19 protein-coding genes are annotated in these 22,074 nt (G+C 73.7%); 7 read left to right on the top strand and 12 right to left on the bottom strand.

Going from position 1 to position 22,074, the window contains the following annotated elements; translation table 11 throughout:
- The first annotated feature begins 6 nt into the window (after positions 1-6).
- A complete protein-coding gene (locus ACZ6S4_RS43535) occupies positions 7-1,326 on the top strand; it encodes a DUF58 domain-containing protein (protein ID WP_465480506.1) in 1,320 nt (439 codons plus the stop codon).
- Positions 1,327-1,330: 4 nt separating this feature from the next.
- Here the strand turns inward: ACZ6S4_RS43535 and ACZ6S4_RS43530 are convergent, their stop codons facing one another.
- Together ACZ6S4_RS43530 and ACZ6S4_RS43525 are read right to left on the bottom strand one after the other, a co-directional pair.
- Positions 1,331-1,747: a hypothetical protein gene (locus ACZ6S4_RS43530; RefSeq protein WP_465480505.1), complete on the bottom strand. Its 417-nt coding sequence runs from the start codon at positions 1,745-1,747 to the stop codon at positions 1,331-1,333.
- Between the two features lie 4 nt (positions 1,748-1,751).
- Positions 1,752-2,747, bottom strand: a complete 996-nt coding sequence (locus tag ACZ6S4_RS43525) for a stage II sporulation protein M (protein ID WP_465480504.1) — start codon at positions 2,745-2,747, stop codon at positions 1,752-1,754.
- A gap of 40 nt (positions 2,748-2,787) precedes the next feature.
- Between ACZ6S4_RS43525 and ACZ6S4_RS43520 the strand changes: the two genes are divergently transcribed.
- Positions 2,788-3,738 (top strand): RDD family protein, encoded by a 951-nt coding sequence (locus tag ACZ6S4_RS43520; RefSeq protein WP_465480503.1) that lies wholly within the window; start codon positions 2,788-2,790, stop codon positions 3,736-3,738.
- On the opposite strand, the gene argS is transcribed toward ACZ6S4_RS43520, so the two are convergent.
- The gene (gene argS, locus ACZ6S4_RS43515; RefSeq protein ID WP_465480502.1) at positions 3,735-5,393 is read right to left on the bottom strand and encodes an arginine--tRNA ligase; all 1,659 of its coding nucleotides are present in this window, start codon (positions 5,391-5,393) and stop codon (positions 3,735-3,737) included. The genes ACZ6S4_RS43520 and argS overlap by 4 nt on opposite strands.
- 195 nt (positions 5,394-5,588) lie before the next feature.
- Between argS and dhaL the strand changes: the two genes are divergently transcribed.
- Both dhaL and ACZ6S4_RS43505 read left to right on the top strand, forming a co-directional pair.
- Positions 5,589-7,289, top strand: coding sequence for a dihydroxyacetone kinase subunit DhaL (dhaL, locus tag ACZ6S4_RS43510; protein ID WP_465480501.1), 1,701 nt, complete (start codon positions 5,589-5,591; stop codon positions 7,287-7,289).
- On the top strand, positions 7,286-7,705 hold the full coding sequence (locus ACZ6S4_RS43505) for a protein-tyrosine phosphatase family protein (RefSeq protein WP_465480500.1): 420 nt from the start codon (positions 7,286-7,288) through the stop codon (positions 7,703-7,705). The genes dhaL and ACZ6S4_RS43505 overlap by 4 nt, the downstream gene beginning before the upstream one ends.
- An 84-nt stretch (positions 7,706-7,789) precedes the next feature.
- Here ACZ6S4_RS43505 and ACZ6S4_RS43500 read toward each other — a convergent pair whose 3' ends face one another.
- Positions 7,790-9,850: a methyl-accepting chemotaxis protein gene (locus ACZ6S4_RS43500; RefSeq protein ID WP_465480499.1), complete on the bottom strand. Its 2,061-nt coding sequence runs from the start codon at positions 9,848-9,850 to the stop codon at positions 7,790-7,792.
- Positions 9,851-10,092: 242 nt separating this feature from the next.
- Between ACZ6S4_RS43500 and ACZ6S4_RS43495 the strand changes: the two genes are divergently transcribed.
- Positions 10,093-11,319: an aminotransferase class I/II-fold pyridoxal phosphate-dependent enzyme gene (locus tag ACZ6S4_RS43495; protein ID WP_465480526.1), complete on the top strand. Its 1,227-nt coding sequence runs from the start codon at positions 10,093-10,095 to the stop codon at positions 11,317-11,319.
- Between the two features lie 15 nt (positions 11,320-11,334).
- On the opposite strand, the gene ACZ6S4_RS43490 is transcribed toward ACZ6S4_RS43495, so the two are convergent.
- The 5 genes from ACZ6S4_RS43490 to ACZ6S4_RS43470 form a co-directional block, all read right to left on the bottom strand.
- On the bottom strand, positions 11,335-12,144 hold the full coding sequence (locus ACZ6S4_RS43490) for a class I SAM-dependent methyltransferase (protein ID WP_465480498.1): 810 nt from the start codon (positions 12,142-12,144) through the stop codon (positions 11,335-11,337).
- 60 nt (positions 12,145-12,204) lie between these two features.
- On the bottom strand, positions 12,205-14,778 hold the full coding sequence (locus ACZ6S4_RS43485) for an AAA family ATPase (protein WP_465480497.1): 2,574 nt from the start codon (positions 14,776-14,778) through the stop codon (positions 12,205-12,207).
- A 110-nt stretch (positions 14,779-14,888) separates the two neighbouring features.
- The gene (locus ACZ6S4_RS43480; protein WP_465480496.1) at positions 14,889-16,094 is read right to left on the bottom strand and encodes a sensor domain-containing phosphodiesterase; all 1,206 of its coding nucleotides are present in this window, start codon (positions 16,092-16,094) and stop codon (positions 14,889-14,891) included.
- Between the two features lie 33 nt (positions 16,095-16,127).
- Positions 16,128-17,045, bottom strand: coding sequence for a phosphotransferase enzyme family protein (locus ACZ6S4_RS43475; RefSeq protein ID WP_465480495.1), 918 nt, complete (start codon positions 17,043-17,045; stop codon positions 16,128-16,130).
- A 40-nt stretch (positions 17,046-17,085) separates the two neighbouring features.
- The gene (locus ACZ6S4_RS43470) at positions 17,086-18,066 is read right to left on the bottom strand and encodes a helix-turn-helix transcriptional regulator (protein WP_465480494.1); all 981 of its coding nucleotides are present in this window, start codon (positions 18,064-18,066) and stop codon (positions 17,086-17,088) included.
- Positions 18,067-18,128: 62 nt separating this feature from the next.
- Here ACZ6S4_RS43470 and ACZ6S4_RS43465 point away from each other — a divergent pair, with 62 nt between their 5' ends.
- A complete protein-coding gene (locus ACZ6S4_RS43465) occupies positions 18,129-18,530 on the top strand; it encodes a VOC family protein (protein ID WP_465480493.1) in 402 nt (133 codons plus the stop codon).
- Here the strand turns inward: ACZ6S4_RS43465 and ACZ6S4_RS43460 are convergent.
- The 3 genes from ACZ6S4_RS43460 to ACZ6S4_RS43450 form a co-directional block, all read right to left on the bottom strand.
- Positions 18,527-19,348, bottom strand: coding sequence for a TrmH family RNA methyltransferase (locus tag ACZ6S4_RS43460; RefSeq protein ID WP_465480492.1), 822 nt, complete (start codon positions 19,346-19,348; stop codon positions 18,527-18,529). The genes ACZ6S4_RS43465 and ACZ6S4_RS43460 overlap by 4 nt on opposite strands.
- A 27-nt stretch (positions 19,349-19,375) precedes the next feature.
- On the bottom strand, positions 19,376-20,920 hold the full coding sequence (locus tag ACZ6S4_RS43455; RefSeq protein WP_465480491.1) for an aldehyde dehydrogenase family protein: 1,545 nt from the start codon (positions 20,918-20,920) through the stop codon (positions 19,376-19,378).
- A 103-nt stretch (positions 20,921-21,023) separates the two neighbouring features.
- Complete coding sequence (locus tag ACZ6S4_RS43450; RefSeq protein WP_465480490.1) at positions 21,024-21,398, bottom strand: VOC family protein; 375 nt, start codon at positions 21,396-21,398, stop codon at positions 21,024-21,026.
- A 54-nt stretch (positions 21,399-21,452) separates the two neighbouring features.
- Here ACZ6S4_RS43450 and ACZ6S4_RS43445 point away from each other — a divergent pair.
- Positions 21,453-22,074, top strand: a 622-nt coding sequence (locus tag ACZ6S4_RS43445) for a dihydrofolate reductase family protein (RefSeq protein ID WP_465480489.1), incomplete at its 3' end; no start/stop codon positions are given.

Here is a 22,074-nt window from a genome sequence, read left to right as displayed (position 1 = left end):
CCGACCGTGATCACCAGGCGTTTCGCGCTGCTGCTGGCGCTGGGCCTCCCGCTGCCCGCGCTGCTGCCGGGCCCGTGGCTGCTGACCGCGGCCGTGCTGGGGCTCGCCGTCGTGGCGGCAACGCTGGACGTGCTGGTCGCGGCGCCGCTCACCGGGGTCACGCTGCGCCGCTCGGGCGAGGCGACGGTGTGGCTGGGCGAGACGACCACCATGGCGCTGACCGTGGGCAACGCCGCCCGGCGGCCGATGTGGCTGCGGCTGCGCGACCGCTGGGTGCCGTCCGCCGGCGCCGACAACACCGAGCACCGGCTCAACCTGCTGCCGGGTGAGGAACAGGAGCTCACCACCACGCTCACCCCGACCCGGCACGGTGACCGGCGGGCGGTGCGGGTGACGCTGCGCTCGTACGGGCCGCTCGGGCTCGCGTACCGGCAGCGGCGGCAGAAGTGGGACGAGGCTGTCACGCCGGAGTCGACGCTGCGCGTGCTGCCGCGCTTCCCGTCCCGCCGGTTGCTGCCGGAGAAGCTGGCCAAGCTGCGCATCTTCGACGGCGCCGTGGTGACCCGCGGGCGCGGCCAGGGCACCGAGTTCGACGTGCTGCGCGAGTACGTGATCGGCGACGACGTGCGCTCGATCGACTGGCGGGCCAGTGCCCGTACCCATGACGTGGTGGTCCGCACCTGGCGCCCGGAACGTGACCGCCGGGTGATCTGCGTGCTGGACACCGGCCGCACGTCGGCGGCCCGGATCGGCGACGAGCCCCGCCTCGACGCCGCCATCGACGCGGCGCTGCTGCTGGCCGTACTGGCGTCCAAGGCCGACGACCGGGTCGACCTGCTGGCGCTGGACACGGCGGTCCGGGCCAAGGTCGAGGGCGGCGGTCACCGCACCAAGCTTCCCCGGCTGATCAGCTCGATGGCCGCCCTGGAGCCGGCGCTGGTCGAGACGGACTTCGGGCTGGCGGCCGGCGACCTGCTGCGCCGCGACCACAAACGCTCGCTGGTGGTGATCTTCACGGCGCTGGACGCGGCCCCGATCGTCGAGGGCCTGCTGCCGATGCTGTCCCGGCTGACCACCCGGCACCGGGTGGTGCTGGCCAGCGTGCGCGACCCGGAAACCGCCCAGCTGGCTGAACTGCCACCGGAAGGCGCCATCGCGGCGGACGTGCACGTGGCCGCGGCGGCGGAGCTGGCGCTGGCCGAGCGCGGCCGGGTACGGGCGCTGCTGGAACAGCAGGGGGTGCTGGTCGTGGACGAGCTGCGCGAGAACTTCGCCTCGAAGGTCGCCGACGTCTACCTGATGCTGAAAGCGGCCGGGCGCCTCTGACCGCTCAGTGGGCGGCCAGGAAGGCGGCCACGGCACAGACCGCCGCCGCCACGGTCCGGCCGCGGTCGATCAGCAGCAGCCGGTGCAGCACGTCCCGGGACCAGCCCTGGCCCAGCCGGCCGTGCGCCGGCGCCGCGCCGAAGGCCGTGAGCAGCCCGGCGATCGCCGCAGCGAGCACCGAGACGAGCGTCCAGGCGTCCGGTCCGGCCAGCACCGCCCAGCCGCAGGCCACCACCAGCAGGCCGTAGACGACCACCACCACGGGCGTGATCCGGCGGCCGTGCGCGTCATGGATCTCCTGCCAGGCGGACTCCGGCGCGTCGGCCAGCGCCGGATACACGACGCAGGACACTGTCAGCTGGAAGCCCAGGTGCAGCGCGGCCGCCGCCAGCAGGAGCGGCGCGGAGGAAGAGGAGTCCACCGGGCTAAGCGGTCGGGACCGGGGTGACCGAGTGCTCCGGAGCCAGGTCACCGGTCTCGCCGCGACGGTGCGCCGCCCCGCCCACGCCCAGCGCGTACGCCATGAAGGCCACCCACACCACCGCCCCGATCCCGATCCGCAGCACCGTCGGCAGGCCGGACGGGGTCACGTACGCCTCCAGCAGTCCGGCGACGCCCAGCGTCACGGCCAGGCCCAGTGCGACCAGCATGCCGCCGCGGGCGCACTCGGCCAGCGCCTGGCCGCGGGTGCGGTGCGGGCCGGGCGCGATCCAGGCCCAGCCGATCCGCAGGCCGACCCCCGCGCCGACGAAGATGCAGGTCAGCTCGAGCAGGCCGTGCGGGAGGATGAAGCCGAAGAAGGTGTCCGCGTGGCCCGTGTAGATCATCACGCCGCCGGACATGCCCAGGGCGAAGATGTTCTGGCCGAGGATGTAGATGACCGGCAGGATCAGCACTCCCGAGGCCAGGCACTGCGCCGCGATCAGGGCGTTGTGGGTCCAGACGCTGGCCGCGAAGTTCTGCGCCTGGAACTCGCTGTAGTAGCCGACGAAGTCCTGCTCGGCGTAGCGCCGCAGCTCCTGACCGGTGCCGAAGGTGCTGATCACGTCCGGGTGGGCGGAGAAATACCACATCAGGGCCCAGGCCACCAGCACGTCGACGACCATCACCGTCAGCCACCAGCGGCGGGCCTGGTAGAGCTGGGCCGGGAACGCCGAGGTGAAGAAGCGCCGGACGGGCTGCCAGGAGAAGCTGCGGCCGCCGGTGACCGCCGAACGGCCGGCGATGACCAGCTGGGACAGCGAGGCCAACAGGATCGGGTCCGGTGAGTGGCTGCGGACCACGGACAGGTGGGTCGCCGCCCGCTGGTAGAGCAGGACCAGCTCGTCGGCCTCGGACGGGGACAGCCGCCGGCGGCGGGCCAGCACCTCGAGCCGGTTCCACTCCCCGCGGCGCTCGGCGACGTACGCGTCCAGGTCCACCGGCGCAGCGTAGCCAACGCCGATCGGGTTAACTACCCGCATGACTGTGGCGGTGCCGGCGAGCGGCGGGAGCGACGAGCCGATCGTCAACGGGGAGGCCGTCGAGGTCGACGTACGCCCGGCCCGGGTCGGCTCGCGCGGCCTGGCGCTGATCATCGACATCGCCATGCAGCTGGTCTTCGTCCTGCTGACGGTCATCCTCATCGGGATCGGCACGTCGGTGCTGCCGCCGGGCGTGGCCGACGGTGCGTTCATGCAGGCCGCCTTCACCATCGGCGTCATCCTGGTGTTCATCGCCTACCCGACGATCGCCGAGACGCTGACCAACGGCCGCAGCATCGGCAAGCGGGCGATGGGGCTGCGGGTGGTCCGGGTCGACGGCGGCCCCATCCGGCTGCGGCACGCGCTGACCCGCACCCTGGTCGGCGTGGCCGTGGAGTGGCCCGGCCTGCTGTTCCCGCCGCTGACCTGGGCGGTCGCGCTGACCACCATGATCTTCTCGGCCCAGGGCCGGCGGCTGGGCGACCAGGCGGCGGGCACGTTCGTGATCCACGAGCGGTCCCCGGCGCCGTGGGGCTGGGTGCCGTCGATGCCGCCGCAGCTCGCCGGCTGGGCGGCCGAGCTCGACCTCAGCGGGCTCGACGACGAGCTGGCCCTGGCCACCCGGCACTACCTGGCCCGGGCCGGCGAGATCCGGCAGCCGCAGAACGGGCGCTTCGCGCACACCCTGGCCCAGGAGGTCGCCGAGAAGATCTCCCAGACCCCACCGCCCGGCACCCCGCCCTGGATGTTCCTCAGCGCGGTGCTGGCCGAGCGCCGCCGCCGGGCCGGCCGGCGGGTGCACACCACCCGCGCGCTGACCCAGCGGATCTGGCCCGGCTTCGGCCGGCTGGACTGGGCCCAGCCGGCCGTCACCGACCCGACCTGGGACCCGGCGGGCGCCAACCGGCCGCTGCTCGGCGTCGTCAAGGAGGAGGGGCGTCCGCTCTAGAGCCGCTCCGGTGTCTCGATGCCGAGCAGGTCGAGGCCCTGCCGCAGGGTCCGGCCGGTCAGCTCGCAGAGGCCGAGCCGGCTCTCCATGATGCCGACCGGCGCCTTCAGCACCGGGCACGCCTCGAAGAAGGCGCTGAAGGTCTGGGCCAGCCCGTGCAGGTAGCCGGCCAGCCGGTGCAGCTCCAGCGACCCGGTCAGCCCGGTCACCACCCGGGCGAAGCCGAGCAGTTCCAGCGCCAGGGCCCGTTCGGCCGGGGCGGTGATCCGGATCGGTCCCGGCGCCGCCTGCGCCTTGCGCAGGATGCCCCGGGTCCGGGCGTACGCGTACTGCAGGTACGGCCCGGTGTTGCCGGTCAGCGCGAGCATCCTGTCCCAGTCGAACACGTAGTCCGACATCCGGTCGCCGGACAGGTCGGCGTACTTGACCGCGCCGATCCCCACCGCCCGCGCCACCTCGGCCGAAGGGGCCAGCGCCGCGGCCCGGGTGACCGCCTCGTCCAGCACGGCCGCCAGCTTCACCGAGTCGCCGGAGCGGGTCCGGAACATCTTGCCGTCGGTGCCCAGGATCGAGCCGAAGCCGACGTGTTCGGCCCGTACGCCGGCCGGCAGCCAGCCCGCGGCCGCCGCCACCGCGTAGACCATCGCGAAGTGGGTGCGCTGCGGGGCGCCGACGACGTAGAGCAGCCAGGTCGCGCCCAGGTCACCGGTCCGGTACCGCAGGGCGGCGAGGTCGGTGGCCGCGTACCCGTAACCGCCGTCGCTCTTGCGCACGATCAGCGGCAGCGGATCGCCGCCCCGGCCGGTGAAGCCCGGCGGGAACGCGCACAGCGCGCCCTCGCTCTCCCGCAGCAGGCCCCGCGCGGCCAGCTCAGCCACCACGGATTCCAGCCTGTCGTTGTAGAAGCTCTCGCCGATGAAGTCCCGCGGGCCGAGTGTCACCCCGAGCCGGTCGTACGCGGCCAGCAGATACCGCTGTGACGCCGCGACGAAGTGCCGCCACTGCCGCAACGTGTCCTCGTCACCTGCCTGCAGCGCCACCACCCGCTGCCGCGACCGGGTCCGGAAGTCCTCCTCGGCGTCGAACCGGGCCCGCGCGGCCTGATAGAAAGCGGTCAGATCGGTGATCTCGTCGGCGTCCCCGCCGCCCAGGTGCTCGATGAGCATGCCGAACGCCGTACCCCAGTCACCGAGGTGGTTGGCCCGCACGACGTCGTGACCGAGCCACTCGAGCAGCCGGGCGATGGCGTCACCGATGACGGTCGAGCGCAGGTGCCCGACGGTCAGCTCCTTGGCGATGTTCGGCGACGAGTAGTCGACGACGATCCGCTCGGGACTCGTCGTGGGCGGCACCCCGAGCCGGGCGTCGGCGGCGAGATCGTTGGCACCGGCGGCGATCACCTCGTCGGTCAGCCGCAGATTGAGAAAGCCCGGACCGGAGATCTCGGCGGTGGCGACCCCGGCCAGGTCGGCCGCGGCCAGCACCCGGGCCGCGATGTCGCGCGGCGGCCGGCCGAGCGGGCCGGCCAGCGGCAGCGCCGCGCCGGACTGGAAGTCGGCGTGCCGGGAACGCCGCACGGCCGGATCGACGGTCGCCTGCGCGACCTGGGCGAACGCGGGGGCGAGCCGGGCGGTGAGCAGAGCTTCGAGATTCATGACGACCCATCGACTGGTACGCGGAGACGGGTCGACAGGTGCCGGGGCCACTCGCGCCGGCGGGATCGACCCGCCGGCTGGAGGCACGTGCTAACGCAACCGGAGGGGGCTCATCCGGCGTCGCTCGCTGTAGTTGCTGTGCACGGCAGCGATGTTACCGGGTCAATCCGCGGGCTGGGGAGGAGAATGATCCGGGTGAAGAAGCTCATCAATGCCGTTGACGATGTCGTCAGCGAGGCCCTGGACGGACTCACGCTCACCGCCGCCGGCATCGCCCGCCTGGCCGGCTCGACCACCGCTGTCCGTACCGACATCGACCACGTCCGCACGGCCGGGCACGTCGCCCTGCTCTCCGGCGGCGGGGCCGGGCACGAGCCGGCCCACGCCGGGTACGTGGGCGCCGGCATGCTGACCGGGGCGGTCGCGGGTGACGTGTTCACCTCGCCGTCCGTGGACGCCGTCCTGGACGCCATCCGGGCGGTGGCCACCCCCGGCGGCGTCCTGCTGATCGTCAAGAACTACACCGGCGACCGCCTCAACTTCGGGCTCGCCGCCGAGCTGGCCCGGGCCGAGGGCGTCGACGTGGCCACCGTCGTGGTCGCCGACGACGTCGCGCTGGCTGCCGAGGGAGGCGCCGGCCGCCGGGGCCTCGCGGGCACCGTGCTGGTCCACAAGGTCGCGGGCGCGGCCGCCGCGGCCGGTCTGCCGCTGGCCGAGGTGGCCCGCCGGGCCCAGCGCGTCGCGGACACGGTCGGCACGATGGGCCTGGCCCTCAGCGCGTGCACCGTGCCCGCGGCCGGCCAGCCCGGCTTCCTGCTCGACGCCGACGAGGCCGAGTGGGGCCTGGGCATCCACGGCGAGCCCGGGGTGGAACGCGCCGCCCTGCAGGAGGCTCACGACGTGGCCGAGCGCCTGGTCACCGCGATCGCCGACGACCGCGGCGTCGCCCCCGGTCAGCCGGTCGCGCTGCTGGTCAACGGTCTCGGCGCGACCCCGCCGATGGAGCTGTCCATCGTGGCCGACGCCGCCGTCCGGCAGCTGCGCAAACGCGGCAACCCGGTGGCCCGGCTCTGGGCCGGTAACTTCCTCACCGCGCTGGACATGGCCGGCGTCTCGGTCAGCCTGCTCGCCGTCGACGAGGAGCTGCTGACCGCGCTGGACGCGCCGACGACCGCGCCGGCCTGGCCGCACACCATCCCGGCGGCCGAGGGTGCGGTCATCCCGGCGCCGGCCCCGGCCGAGGGCCCGACCGGCACGCTGCCCGCCGACGACCCGGTGCGCCAGGCCCTGGAGGCGGTGGCGGAGACGCTGGTCGCCCACCGCGACGAGCTGACCGACCTGGACCGCGAGGTCGGCGACGGCGACATGGGCATCAGCATGGCCCGGGGCGCGGCGGCGGTGCTGGCGGAGTGCCCCGAATACCCCGGCGAGCAGGGCCCGGCGGCGGTGCTGCGGGCCACGTCGGCGACCGTACGGCGCAGCGTCGGCGGCACCTCCGGCCCGCTGTACGCGATCCTGCTGCTGCGCGCGGCGGCCGCCCTGGAGGAAGCCGGCCCGGACGACCCGGCCCGCGCGTGGTCGGCGGCGCTGCGAGCGGGCACCGACGGCGTCCGCGAGGTCGGCGGGGCCGAGGTCGGCGACCGTACGATGGTCGACGCCCTGGCCCCGGCCGCGGAGGCGATGGCCGCGGCGTTGCGCGACGGCGCCTCGGGCCGGGACGCCCTGGCCGCCGCGGTGGACGCGGCCCGCAACGGCGCGCAAGGTACGACGGCGATCCGGGCCCGGCTGGGCCGGTCCAGCTACCTGGGCGACCGGGTGATCGGCCACCCGGACCCCGGCGCCCGCGCCGTGGTGCTGTGGCTGTCGTCCGTGGCGTCGTCCCTGCCCCCGGCATGACCTGGGATCCCGCCGCCGGGATCCTGGCCCTGCCGTCCGGGCGGCTGGTGCGCGGGCGGGGACTCCGCCGGCCGCTGCCGCCCGGGCCGGTCCCGGAGTTCGGGGTGTACCTGCTCGGCGCCGAACCGGCCCCGGTGGCGTGGGAGAGCCGGTGGCTGCGCTGGCCCGACTTCCGGCTGCCGGCCGACCGGGCCCAGGCGGTGAAGCTGCTGGGCGAGGCCTGGGAGCGGGCCGCGGACGAGCGGGTGGAGATCGCCTGCGGCGGCGGCCGGGGGCGCACGGGTACGGCACTGGCCTGCCTGGCCGTGCTCGACGGCGTGCCCCCGTCGGAGGCGGTGGCTTACGTCCGCGCCGGCTATCACCGCGGGGCGGTCGAAACGCCGTGGCAACGCCGCTACGTCCGGACGTTCCCCTGATGTGGTCCACCGGCCGGCCGGCGGCGATCGGCCCGGCTCGGCCCGGCGCGGCCGGCTCGGCTCGGCGGGCCGCCGAGGCCGGGCCTAGGTGGCCGGTAGGGCGGCGCCCTCGATGAGGTCGGCGACGTAGCGGTCGACCCGCTCGGCCAGGGCGTCGTCCGGGATCATGAACTGCAGGCCGGCCTCGCCCGCCTCCTCGCCCGTGCCGAGGCTGACCACCCGGGCCGGGATCGCTTCGGGCAGCGGGCCCAGGCCCTCGATCCGGACGGCGTCGCCGATGCTCAGCGGGCTGCCCGGGTCCAGGCCCACCCGGATACCGCCGCGACTGACGTTGATCAGCTCGGTCGTGTAGGTGTCCCCGGCCCGCTGCACCCGGACCGTGCCGGACATGGTCACCCGGTCGCTCTCCCGGCGTTCGAGCTGCGCGGACAGGCCCGACATCTCCTCGACCCGGCCGATCGTGCGGCCCATCTGGTCGGCCAGCCGGCCCACCACCGTGCCCTGGTCGGCGGCGACCGCGCGCAGCGACGTCGCGGCGTCGCCCACCCCGGCGATGCCGGCGACCATCGCGGCGATGGTGTCGGCCATCTGCTGGGTGTCGCGTTCGAGCTCGCTGATCGTCCCGGCGATCTGCTCGGTCGAGACGGACGTGCTGTTGGCCAGCTCCTTGACCTCGTCGGCGACGACGGTGAAGCCCAGCCCCAGCTCCCCCGCCCGGGCGGCCTCGATGGTGGCGTTGAGGGCCAGCAGCCGGGTCTGGCCCGCGATGCCCTTGACCAAAGTGGCCGTCTCGGCGACCCGGCGCAGGCTCTGCTCCAGCGAGGCGATCACGTCCTCGGCCCGGCGGGCGTCGGCCACCACCGCCTCGGTGGCCGCGCCGGTGGCCGAGATGCCGCTGTCGATGGTCTCGGCCGCGCGCCGGACGTCGCCGACCTGGTCGGTGACCCGGCGCAGTTCCTCGGCGATGACCGTGGTCGACCCGTCGATGATGTGCTGGGCGCGGTCGCGCAGCCGCAGCTCGGCCTGCCGCTGATGCTGGAAGCTGGTCCGCAGCTGCTCCTCGCGGACGACCTGGGCGCGGGCCAGCTCCTGCTCCTGGGCCAGCATCCGGGACCGCGCGGTGGTCAGGGCCAGGCCGATGTCACCGAGCTCGTCCCGGCCGGCCGGGACCGGGCGCGGCTCCAGGTCACCATCGGCGATCGCCGTGACGCCGCGGACAGCCAGGGCGACATCGTGCCGGGTGCGCCACAGCACGCCGACGGCGAACCACGCGGCCAGAACAAAACCGCCGATGGTGACGCAGAGGACGATGAGCCGTTCGCGGGCGAAACCGTCCACCCGGACCTCGAGCAGGTCGTCCAGGACCTCGGCGAGCGGGCCGACCGCGCCGGACATGGCCGTCGCCACCGGGCCCACGTCGGCCGGGCCGGGCCGGCCCAGATTGTCGGTGAGCTGGCCGGCCAGCGTGGTCATGGCGTCGGCCGCGGCGGCGATCTCGGTCAGCCGGCCGTCGAGCCCGTCCATCGCTGTGTTGGCGGCCGCGGTGCTCACGTCGTACCGCAGGTTGTCGGCCGCCGTGGCCAGCTCCCCGGCCCGGACCGCCTGGGTCGCGATGGCGTTGGTCCCGCCGGTCAGATCGGCCGCGGCGATCTTGGCCGCGGCCAGCAGCGCCTTCGGCAGCTGCACGATCTGGGCGTCCATGACGTAGAACGAGTCCAGGTCCGGGTCCAGGATCAGATTCGAGTTGTTGCCGGCGTCGGTGATCAGCCCGGCGAGCGCCGTGGCCAGCGCGAACCGCTGGATCGGCTTGGGCCCCAGCCGCCCCGGCACGGCCCGCACGGAGTCGTCGAGCCGCAGCTCGGGATGGGCGGCCACGGCGGCCCGGACCCCGGCCAGGTCGGGTTCCTTGGCGGCGACCGTGTTCGCCAGCGCCAGCAGAGCCGGCCGGACCACCTCGAGGCCCTGCCGTTCGGCCTCGCTGAAGGCGATCTGGGCCCGGGCCTCGCGGACGTAGGCGGACGTGGCCACGATCCCGGGGATCATCAGCACCAGGATGAGGGCGGCCAGGCGCGTGCTGGTGCGCATCCGGTCCGCGATGGGCAGGACCGGGCGCAGCAGCGCCGGGGCGGTGGATTCGCTCTGCATCGCCGGCTAGAGCCGATCCCGGTACGCCGCGTGCTCGGCCCCCACCGTCATCCGCATGCCCCGATTCCACCATGCGAAAGCCTCATGATCGGGCGAAACGGCGCAGTGGGCGGCACCTGCTTCACTGATGCGCTCGCCCGACGTGACGGTCCCTGCATTCTGCATCGCACTGGTTCATCCGCGAGCCGCCCGGGTACGGCTTGCATGATTCGTTATGTGAGAGGGGTTCACTCGTGCCGGCAATGACGCACGACATCGAAGACCTGCGCCTGCACAGCCGCATGTACGACGCCGTCATCGACGAGATCGACGGGCGCCGGATCCGGATCGGCCAGGACTGGCTGGTCGACTGGGCCTCCTGCAACTATCTGGGCCTGGACCTCGACGAGGAGGTCATCGGCGCGGTCGAGCCGCAGCTGCGCAAGTGGGGCACCCATCCGAGCTGGTCGCGCATGCTCGGCAGCCCGCAGCTCTATCCGCAGCTCGAGGAGCGCCTGAGCGACCTGCTCGGCGCCGAGGACGTCCTGCTGCTGCCGACCATCTCCCAGATCCATCTCGGGGTCATCCCGGCGCTGGCCCAGCAGGGCACGTTGATCATGGAGAGCCGGGCGCACAAGACCATCTACGACGGTTGTGTCTTCGCGCGAGGGCAGGGCGCGACGCTGCGCCGCTTCCGCAGCGGCGACACCGACGAGCTCGCCCGGCTGCTCCGGGAGGCCACCGCCCGGCCGGTGATGGTCTGCATGGACGGCGTCAACAGCATGACCGGCGACATCCCGGACCTGAAGACGTACGCCCGGCTGTGCCGGGAGTACGGCGCCGTGCTGTACGTCGACGACGCCCACGGCATGGGCGTGATCGGTGAGCGCAGTCCCGTCGAGCAGTCCCCGTACGGGCTGCGGGGTAACGCCATCGTCAAGCACAGCGGTGAGACGTACGACGACATCATCCTGGTCGGCGGCTTCTCCAAGGCCTACTCGTCGCTGCTGGCGTACCTGGCGTTGCCGACGGCGGTGAAGGACAGGCTGAAGGTCGCCGCGCCGACGTACCTGTATTCCGGCCCGTCCCCGGTGGCGTCGCTGGCCACGGTCATGGCCGGCCTTGACGTCAACGACAAACGCGGGGACGAGCTGCGCACGCACCTCTACCGGCTGACCATGAAGCTGCTCTCGCACGTCCGGGGCCTCGGTGTGCACACCCTGAACAAGGACGACACCCCGGTCGTGGAGATCCCGATCTCGCCCGATCATGACCTGATCGCCGTCTCCGAGCGGCTGTGGCGGGCCGGGCAGTACGTGACGCTGGCGCCGTACCCGGGGGTGCCCCGCGACGAGATCGGCTTCCGCGTCCAGCTCACCGCGGCGCACACCGAGGCCCAGGTCGACGCCCTCAACGACGTGCTGACCGAGCTGGCCGGGGACGGGGCACTGCGGGCCGCCGTCCCTCAGCAGCGCCGGCCGGTCGACTGACCGGGCACGGCCCGTTCAGACGCGGGTGGCCAGCACCTCGACGTACGCGGACGGGACCTTCGTGGTGCCGTCCGTGGCCACGTCGTACCGGGTGATCAGGTCGACCAGGTCGGCGTGCAGCAACTTGCCGTCCTCGCCGAGCGCCTCGAAGGCCTTCAGCGTCGGCCCGTAGTGCGCCCGGAAGTAGTCGGCGAAGTCCTCCGGGGACCCGAACCGGAAGACGAACTCGCGCCGGGTCACCCGCAGGTCGCGGACCCGGTCGCCGAAGAGTTCCCGCAGCCGCGGCTCGTTGCCCCATTCCACGGGCGCGCGCACGCCGGGCGGCGGCGGGACGCGGCGGCCGACGGTGCGGAAGAGCTCGCCGATGAAGCCGTCCGGCGTCCAGTTGGCCAGGGCGATCGTGCCGCCCGGCCGGCACACCCGGGTCAGTTCGGCGGCCGCGCGTTCCTGGTCGGGGGCGAACATGACGCCGACGACGGACAGGACCGCGTCGAACTCGCCGTCGCGGCCGGGCAGGGCCTCGGCGTCGCCCTCGACGAAGCCGACCGGGAGGTGCTCGGCGTCGGCCCGCGCCCGGCCGCGGTCCAGGAGTTCGGGTACGTAGTCGACGCCCGTCACCGTGCACAGGCACCGGGCCGCCGCGATGGCCGCGTTGCCCGTACCGGTGGCCACGTCGACGACCCGCGACCCGGCGGACAGGTCCGCGGCCTGCACGAGCGCCTCGGAGATGGGTTGGATCAGGGCCGCGACCGCGCCGTAGTCGCCGCTGGCCCAGGTCTTCTGCTGGCGTGCTTTGATGCCGTCAAGGGCAAGTGAACTCGTCATGCGGCTGACGCTAGGAGCGGCGGGCCGGGGTTCGCGTGGGGAGTTCTCCCCATGTTGGCGTCAGCGAGGTGCGAGCAGACCGAGGCGGCGAGCGGCCGCGGCGGCCTGGCCTCGCGACGGTACGCCGAGCTTGCCGAGCACCGCCGACACATGATGGTCGACGGTCTTCGCCGACAGTGTCAGCCGCGCGGCGATGTCGGCGTTGCTCAGCCCTTCCGCGAGCAGCGTCAGCACCTCCCGCTGCCGGGCGGTCAACCCGGTCGGATGGGCGGCCGTGGTCGGACGAGGCCCGCGCGGCACCTTGGCGCCCTTGTCCCGCAGCTCGGCGCGCAGCCGCCGGGCCGTGCCGACCGCGCCGAGACCGTCCACAATGCGCAGCGCCTCGGCGATCGCCTCCTCGCCACCGCAGCTCAGCGCCTCCGCCCGGGCGTACGCGCAACCCCGCCGCTCCCATTCGGCGGCGGCACCCCGCCAGTCCCCTTCGATCAGCAACCTGTACGGCAGCGCGATCAGCTCGGTGACCGGGATCGGCTCCCCGGCCCGCCACTGCCAGTAGGCGAGCTGTCCCGCGAACCAGGCATGCCCGACCCGGGCCGCCACCGCGTACCCACGTCGTGCCTCGGCGGCCGCGCGGGCCGGATCTCCGGCGATCCAGTAGTACTCGGCCAGCCCGGTCGAGACCGGCCCGACGAACTGCACCTCGTCCGCCTCGTAGGCCGGCCCCTCGGCCTTGAGCAGGATGTCGACGGCATCCGGGTCGCCGCGGCGTGCCCGCAGCTTGCCGAGCGCGACCTGCGCGGTGCTGCGGGAGGGCCCGGGACGCTCCGGACCGGACATGGCCGTCTCGGCGTCGGCCTGGGCGCCGGCCCAGTCGCCGCGGGCCAGCAGCATCGCGGCCCGGTAGCCGAGCAGGTGCCGCACGTAGCCGTCCAGGTCCCGGGCCTCGGCGAAGTCCAGCACCCGTTCCAGCACGTCCTCGGCGATGTCGAAGTCGCACCACTCGACCGCCTGGCAGGCCTTGTTGGCCAGGGCCCGGGTGGCGTGGTCGTCGAGCCCGGCCGCGGCGGCGAGCGTGTGGGCCCGTTCCAGCTCCGCGCCGCCCTGCACGGGGTCGTGTTCCTGTCGGGTCGAGCCCACGTTGACCAGGGCGTGCACCTCGGTGTCCAGGTCGCCGAAGTGCCGGGCCAGGTCGATGGCGCGTTCGCCCCACTCGATGGCGGTGGCCTCACCGGCGAGCATGTGCAGCTGCGACAGGTTGCTGTAGGCCATCGCGAGCTGCGGTCCGGGCGCGATCGACTCGAGCACCTCGACCGCCCGGACGCCGGCCTGCCGGGCCTGCCGGGTGTACCCCCGCCACCAGCTGAGCCGGGACACCCAGCGCAGGTTCTCGCCGATCCGTACGGTGTCACCGGCCTGCTCGCGCAACGTCAGCGCCTGCCGCCGGGCCTCCAGCGCCTCCACGATCTGCCCGGCCAGATAGGCGACGGTCGCGTACGCCTCCAGCAGCTCGGCCCGCTCCCCCGCCGTCGCGCCGGCCGCGTGCCGCAGCGCCAGCTCGTAGTGGGCCGCGGCCTGCTTGTTGGCACCCACCCCGGCAGCCCGTACGGCGGCCACGGGTGCCCAGCGCAGCACCGCGGCGGCGTCCCCGGCGTGGTGGGCGTGGTGCACGAGCCGGGCCGGGTCCACGCCGGCCCGGGCGGCGAGCTGGGCGAGCACGTCGGCGTGCAGGGCGGCCCGGCGCACCGGCGACAACTCCTGCTCCACGGCCCGGCGCAGCAGCTCGTGCCGGTACGCGACCCCGTCCGCCGTGGCGCTCAGGACGCCTCCGGCCAGGCATTCCTCCACTCCGGCGCCGCGTGACGCGAGCAGCGCGGGCTCGGCCTGGGACGGCACGACAGCCACGAAACCGGCGGCCTCCCGGCCCTCCGGAGACAGCGCGGACAGCCGGGACAGCACCAGGTCGCGCACGGTGGCGGGCACCGCGGAGTCGGTCGCGGCGAGGACCTCGGTGACCAGCAGGGGGTTACCGCCCGTCACCGCGTACACGGAGGAGGAAGCCCGGCCCGCGCGGCGGGCGAGCTCGTCGACCGCCTGGACCGACAGCGGGGCCAGCGGAAACCGACGGACCAGGGTCCGCGGCAGGCCGGCCAGGACGGTCCGCAGCTGGTGGTCGGGACCGATCTCGTCATCACGGTACGTGAGAACGAGCAACACCCGCAGCACCGCCAGCCGACGCCCCAGGAACGCCACCAGGTCGAGGGTCGCCTCGTCGGCCCAGTGCAGGTCCTCCATGACCACCACGGGCCGGCGGCGCTGCCGGGGACCGTCGAGCGCGTCGAGCAGGGCGTCGAAGACCGCGCTGCGCTCCCCCGCGGCCATCCGTTCCCGCAGCGCACCACCCACCTCGCGGGCGATGTCGTGCAACGGCCCGAGGGCCCGCGGGGTGAGCAGCGGGTCGCAGGCGCCCCAGAGCACCCACGCGCGCGGCCCGGTAGCAGCGGCGAAGGCGGAGGCCAGACTGGACTTGCCGGCACCTGCCTCACCGGAGACGACAGCGATCCGCCCGCCGCCGGCCGTGTCGGCCAGCAGCGCGTCCAGTTCGGCGAGGGGGCCGTCGCGCTCCAGAAGGTCCATCGCGGCCGAGCGTACTGACGCGCGGCGGTCCGGCACTGCCGACAACCGGACAGTCTTGGCAGCTCAATGGGGCGGACCGGGGCGTTCCGGCCACGGGTCCGCCGCCGCGGTCAGCCGAACGCAGGCGCCGGCTCGGCCACGGGGTAGTCGTCGCGCAGTTCCTCGGGGGTGGTGGCGCGGCCGAAGTGCCAGCCCTGGCCGAGGCCGGCACCGAGCTTCGCCAGCGCCGCGGCGTCCGCCTCGGTCTCGACCCCTTCGGCGACGACCTGGGCGCCGGTGGCCCGGGCCAGGTCGACCAGGGAGTGCACCACCACGGAAAGCACCGGGTCGTCGCTGAGCCCGGTGACGATGCTGCGGTCGAGCTTGATGACGTCGGGCGCGGTGATGACGATGTGCCGCAGCGAGGAGAAGCCGGCGCCGACGTCGTCGATGGCCAGCCGCATGCCGCGGGCCCGCAACGGCGCCAGCACCGCCTTCAGGGCGTCGTAGTCCTCGATCGGTTCGTGCTCGGACAGCTCCAGCACCACCCGGTCGAGCGGAATCCGGGCCAGGAAGTCGGCGCAGTCGTCGGTGAACAGAGTCTCCGGCGACACGTTCATGGCGACGTAGCCGTCCACCCGGTCGAGATGCTCCCCGGCCCGCCGCAGGGCCTGCACCTCGAGGCGTTCGCGTTCGCCGATCAGGTCAGCGTCGGCGAAGCACAGGTCGGGCGCGAGGTTCCACTCCCGCGGGAACCGGCTCAGCGCCTCGGTGCCGACCCGCCGCCGGGTGACGAGGTCGACGATGGGCTGCAGCAGCACGAGCGGGCCACCGGCGTCGATCACCGGCCGCAGCCGGCCCTCGATCTCGGCGTTGCGTTTGCGCTCCCGCACCCCCGGCTCGATGATCACCGAGGCGGCCCGGGACAGCACCTCCATCAGAGCCTTGTCCCGCTTGCTGAGCTCCTTGTCGGCGGCGAACCCGGCGGCGCAGAAAGTGCCGTAGACGGTGCCGTCACTGAGCACCATCGGCACCGAGACGAAGCTGCGGATCCGCGGCATCCGGGCCGAGGGCAGCTTCATGGCCGCCGGAAAATCCTTGACGTTCGGCATGACCGCGGGCAGCTTGCCATCCATGATCGCCTGGCAGAAAGTGGTCTCCTGCGGCTGGGTGTTGCCGTCCCGGAACACCCACGGCAGCGGCGACTCGACCACCTCCAGGTGCTGGGTGGTGCCGTCCATCCGGGTCATGAAGGCCAGGCTGAGCCCCAGCGACTCCCGGGCGGTCCGCAACAGCTCCGCGACCTGCTGCTCCGCCTCGCTGCGTTTGTGCCGCACGATCGCCTCCTCGGTCGAACCCGACTGCCCCTCTCATCGGTCGGCGAAGCCCCCAGCTGAGACTCCGACCCGCCGCCCCGCGGCGCGCAGCTCGGTCAGGTTCTGCTCGACCCAGCCCTCGGTCAGCGATTCGGTGCCGACCATCGCCGGTTTCGCGTACAGGTGGAAGTGCAGGTAGTCGATCCGCAGCAGCACGCCCAGCCACGGCACCGCCGCCTCGTCGGCGGCCCGGAACGGGCGCACCGTGCGGTAGCCGGCCAGGAACGCCGGCCAGTGCGGCGTCCCCGCGACCGGGGCGAGATCGGCCGCCCGGAAGCCGTCCGCCGCCCGGTCCAGGTCGAAGAAGAGGATCCGGTCGCCGTCCTGGTGCACGTTGTCCAGGGTCACGTCGCCGTGGCAGATCCCACGGTCCAGCTCCGCCCGGCGCACCCGGCGGCCCGCCTCCCCCGCCAGCCCGGCGATCAACGCCCGGTCGGCGGCGTCGGGCACCCGGGCCAGGACGTCGTCGACCAGCTCGCCCACGTCGACGGCCGGCGGGCCCGGGAAGCCGGAAGCGGCCTCGTGGAACGCGGCCGTGGCGATGCCGAAACGGTGGTAGAGCTCGTCGGTGCGCGGCTTCGGCGGTTTACTGCCGGGCACCCATTCCCACAGCGTGAAGGCCCGCGGACCCTCGGCCGCCGTCAGCGCACCGGCCGGGCGGCCGTCGAGCAGCGGTACGCCCTGAGCAACGCCCGGCCCTACGTGCGCGGCCAGTGCCACTTCCCAGGCGGCGGACCCGTACCCGGCCCGGTAGAGCTTGAGCACCCGCGGCCCGTTCGGCGTGTCCAGCCGGTAGACGTCGTTGACGAGCGAGCGCAGGAGTACGCAGCGGGTGACGTCGAGCCCGTACTCCCGGGCGGCGATTCCGGCCAGCGCGGTGGGGTCGACTATCGAGCGCAGGGTGGGGACCATGCTGCGACCGTACGGTCGCACCCCACTCCCGGCGACCGGGTTATCCACCGCCTGGAGTGGTGCGGGCGGCCGCCGCGAGGCGTTCGGCGAGGGCGGCGATCAGTCCCCGCAGCTCGTCCGGGCGCTCGATCACCAACGGCCGGTCCAGCGACGCCAGCACCCCGGGAATCCAGTCAAGCCGCTCGGCCCGCAGCTCGGCCCGCACCCACCCACCGCCTTCCGGATCCGGGTCGAGCTCCGCCACCCCTGCGGGCAGCCGGCTCCGGATGTGCTCGACCGTCGCCTGGATCCGCACAGTCACCCGGTGCCGGTACGGCGCCCCAGCCAACCCGGACAACACCCGCCGCACCGGGTCCACCCCGGCGGGCGCCTCGAACGAGCCCGGCAACGTCCGAGCGTCCGCGATGCGGTCGAGCCGAAACGTCCGGTCGGCCCCGAGGTCCGGGTCGACGCCCGTGACGTACCACCGCCCAGAGTGCGCGACCAGCCCGTACGGATGCACCGTCCGCGCACTGCGCCGCCCGTCACCCCCGGTGTACGTGATCGCGACCGGCCGGCAGTGGCGCACCGCATCCGCGACCGTGAGCAGCACAGCGGTCTCCGGCAGGGCGAACTCGCCGGGCGCGGCCGTGAAGGCGAGCGACTCGAGCACGGTGTCGAGCTTGCGGGCGAGCCGTTCCGGCAGCACCCGCCGGATCTTGGCCGCCGCCGTCTCGCTCGCTGTGCCCGTGGTCGTCGCCAGGCCCGTACGGCGGCCGGCGATCAGGCCGAGCAGCACAGCGAGCGCTTCGTCGTCGCTGAGCATCAGGGGAGGCATGCGGAAGCCGGAGGCGAGCCGGTAGCCGCCGTGCCGGCCGCGGACCGATTCGACGGGCACGTCCAGGTCGATCAGGTGGGCCACGTACCGCCGGACGGTGCGCGGGTCGACGCCCAGCCGGTCGGCCAGCTCCGTCAGGGTGCGGATGCCGCCCGACTGGAGCAGCTCCAGCAGAGTGAGGACCTGGGCGGTGGGTCGGGCCATGCGCGGAAATCTAGCGTGAATACTGGGCCGTTTCTGTCCAGTATCGGTTTTAGCGTGCCCTCATGAACATCGTCTCGATCCGCATCATCACCGCCGACACCGCGCGGCTGGTCGCCTTCTATGAGCAGGTCACGGGGGTGCAGGCGCGCTGGTTCACCGAGGATTTCGCCGAGTTGACCACCGAGCGGGCCACCCTCGCGATCGGCAGCACCCGTACTGTTGATCTCTTCGCGCCCGGCGCGGCCCGGCCGGCCGACAACCGCACCGTGATCATCGAGTTCCTGGTCGACGACGTCGATCTTGTCTACCGCGGCATCGCCGGCCGCGTCGACGAGGTCGTCGCCGAGCCCACCACGATGCCCTGGGGCAACCGGTCCCTGCTGGTGCGCGACCCCGACGGCAACCTCGTCAACTTCTTCACTCCGGTAACCCCGGCCGCCATCGCGAAGTTCGCCGGGAACTAGACGCGGCGCCGCTGGCGGGCGGCCTCGTACAGCGCCACGCTGGCCGCCGAGGCCGCGTTCAGGCTGCTGGCCGCACCCGTGATCGGGATCCGGACCATCCGGTCGCAGGCCTCCCGCCAGCCGGCGCTCAGCCCGTGCGTCTCGTTACCGACCGCCAGGACCGTCGGCCCGGTCAGGTCGTGCTCGGCGATCTCGACCGGGCCGCGCTCGTCGGTGCCGACGACCTGCACCGGTACGCCGTCCGCGCGCAGGTCACCGGCCCAGTCGAGGACCTCCCGGTGGCTCGGCACCCGCACCACCGGCAGCGCGAAGAGCGACCCGGTGCTGGCCCGGACCGCCTTCGGGTCGTACGGGTCCGCGGCGTGCCCGGTGACGACCACGCCGGTAGCGCCGAACGCGTCCGCCGAGCGCACCAGCGTGCCGATGTTGCCCGGCGTGGTGGGCCGGTCGAAGACCACCACCAGCAGGTTCGCGCCGGGTGTCAGGCGGGTCAGGTCGTCCGGCGGCATGCCCACCACGGCCAGCAGTTCCGGCGCGTCCTCGTCCTTGCCGCCCAGCTCGCGCATCAGCTCGGCGGCGACCACGGCCCGCGGCGCTCCGGCGGTCTCGATGACCTCGCGCCCCCACTTGGACAGGCCGGGCCCGTCCGAGGCCAGCAGGGTGCGGATCTCCCAGCCGCGTTCCACCGCCAGGGAGATCGGGCGGACGCCCTGGACCAGGAACTCACCGGCGCGCTGCCGCTTGTTCCGGTTGGTCAGCAGGGCCTCCCACTGCTGGAACGTGGCATTGCGCGTGCTGATCCGCATCGTCCTGGGCATGGCGTCCAGTCTGGTGCAGCCCGGCGCTCACATGTCCGGCGGGTAGCTGCTGTAGTCGGGGAAGTTGCCGTACAGGCGCTCGCCGGGCTCCCCCACGGTGACCGCGTGCACGAGCAGGTCGCCGCCGACGAACGCACCCTTCCAGGAGGCGCCCCGGCCACCGAAGCACTCGTCGCGGTCGCCCCGCGAGCGCGGCCGGTTGATGCCGACCTTGAAGGCCTGCACGTCCTGGGCCAGCTTGGCCGCCAGTTCCTCGTCGTCCACCGCGAGGCTCGCCACCAGGGCACCGTTGCTGGCGTTCATCGCCGACAGCAGCTCGTCCTCGGTGTCCACCACGATGATCGTGTCGACGGGACCGAACGGTTCGGCGTGCATGAGCCGGGACCGTCCGGGCGGGGCCAGCAGCGCGGCCGGCGCCACGTACGCGCTGGTGTCCTGCCCGTCCAGGAACCGGCCCGCCGAGCTCGCGCCCCGGTGCAGCGGCACCGCGCCGCCGCGGATCGCCTCGTCGACCTTGCGGCGCAGCTCGCCCGCCTTGGCCGCGCTGATCAGCGGCCCGAAGTCCAGCTCCGGCAGCGGATCGCCGGGCGCCTCGACGGCGAGCGGATGCCCGAAGCGGACCGCCTTGACCACCGGCAAATACACGTCCAGGAACGCGTCGACGAGCTCCCGCTGCACCACGAAACGCGGGTACGCCGTGCAGCGCTGCTTGCCGTACTCGAAGCCTTTACGCAGGTGCCCGGCGAGCAGGTCCCACTGGGAGAACTCCCAGATCCCCCACGCGTTGAGGCCTTCCTGCTCGATGAAGTGCCGCTTGTCGGAGTCCAGCAGGGCCGCCGCCACCTTGCCGCCGTTGGAACGGCCGCCGACAAACGCGACCGCGCCGATCTCCGGCGCGCGGACCAGCACCTCCGAGAGCTCCTCGCCGCTGCCGGAGAGCAGCGTCACGGGCAGCCCGGCCCGCACCATCAGCGCGTGGGCCAGCGTCAGGCACACGGCGCCGCCCTGCGACGGCGTCTTGGCGACGACCGCGTTGCCGGCCAGCAGCTGCACCAGCTCGGCGTGCACGAGCACGCTCATCGGGTAGTTCCAGGAGGCGATGTTGCTGACCGGTCCGGGCAGCGGTTCCCGGCCGGCGACCTGCCGGTCGATCTGCTCGGCGTACCAGCGCACGCCGTCCAGGGCCCGGTCGACGTCCGCGCAGGCCAGCCGCCACGGTTTGCCGATCTCCCAGGCCAGGATCAGGGCCAGCAGGTCGCGGTGCAGAGCCAGGGCCTCGACGGCGGCCGCGACGCGGGCCTTGCGTTCGGCGAGCGGCGTCGCCGACCAGATCCGGTGGGCCGCGGTCGCGGCCCGCACGGCCTCGGCCGCGGTGCCGGCATCGACCTTGGCCAGGTGCGTGAGCATGGTGCCGTCCACGGGGGTACGCAGCTCAGCCGGCGTGCCGACGTCATGCCACTTGCCGGCGTAGAGGTTCCGCAGCCGATCGGCCGTGAGCGCCTCAGGCGCGGCGGCCGCGACCCGGGCGAGGACATCGGACCAGGCTGTTCCAGGGGCGAGGGTCAGGCTCATGCCTCACTGTGCGAAGCGCGGCACCCTGATCACCATCCGGATGTGACGTCGCGGGCGGGCCTTCTTGCCCAGCGCGCAACTATGCCGGATTTTCTGCCGCTCCTCACCAGCTCCGGGCGGAAAGAACGAGCCGATATCCGTCCGGGTCGGCCACGGTCACTCCCCACTTGTCCCAGTAGTCGCCCTGGGACACCCGGGTGCCGCCGTTCGCCTCCAGCCGGGCCACCACCTCCTCGTCGACCGGCCCGGCCAGGTAGAGCACCAGCAGGTCCTGCTCGGTCGGCGCCGGCTCGCTCGACGATCCGCCGACCAGCTCGAGGTGCCAGGCCGCCCGCGGCCAGCCGAGCATGACGATGTCGTGCGGACCCGAGCCCTCGTAGAGCACCTCCAGCCCGAGGCCGTCGACGTAGAAGCGGCGCACGGCGGCGAGATCACGGCACGGCCGGGCCAGGCGTACGGAAACCAGCGGATCGATCATCCGATCACCCTGCACCCTGAACCCGGATTGAGCACAAGCGGCAGACTGACGGGCATGGCCAAGCTGCTCTACTCCGTCACCATGTCGCTGGACGGCTTCATCGCCGGGCCGGGCGGGGACATGTCGTGGCTGACCCCGTACCTCGGGCCCAATCCCTATGTGGACGAGCTGATCGGTGACATCGGGTCGCTGCTGGTCGGCAACCGCACGTTCCGCGGCGACGACCCCTACAAGGACACGCCCGCCGAGGGTGAGGCGTTCGGCGGGGGCTGGTCCGGGCCGCAGATCGTGCTGACCCACCATGTGCCCGGGACCGCCTGGCCGGGCATCACGTTCGTGAGCGACTTCGCCGAGGCGGTCCGGCAGGCGAAGGAGGCGGCCGGCGACAAGTACGTGAACGTGCTCGGTGCGGACGTCGCCCGGCAGTGTCTGGCGGCAGGCGTGCTGGACGAGGTGCTGACCTGTGTCGCGCCCGTGCTGCTCGGGGACGGGGTGCGGCTGTTCGAGCAGCCGGGTGGCCGTACCGTCGGGCTGGAGCGCATCCACCTCTCGGGCGTGCCGCTCGCGTCCCTGCTGCGGTTCCGGGGGGGGGGGGGGGGGGGGGGGGGGGGGGGGGGGGGGGGGGGGGGGGGGGGGGGGGGGGGGGGGGGGGGGGGGGGGGGGGGGGGGGGGGGGG

It is taken from the genome of Actinoplanes sp. NPDC051405, assembly GCF_055586185.1.
The sequence above is the reverse complement of the archived record's forward strand: the minus strand, read 5'-3'. Positions and strand labels throughout refer to the sequence as shown.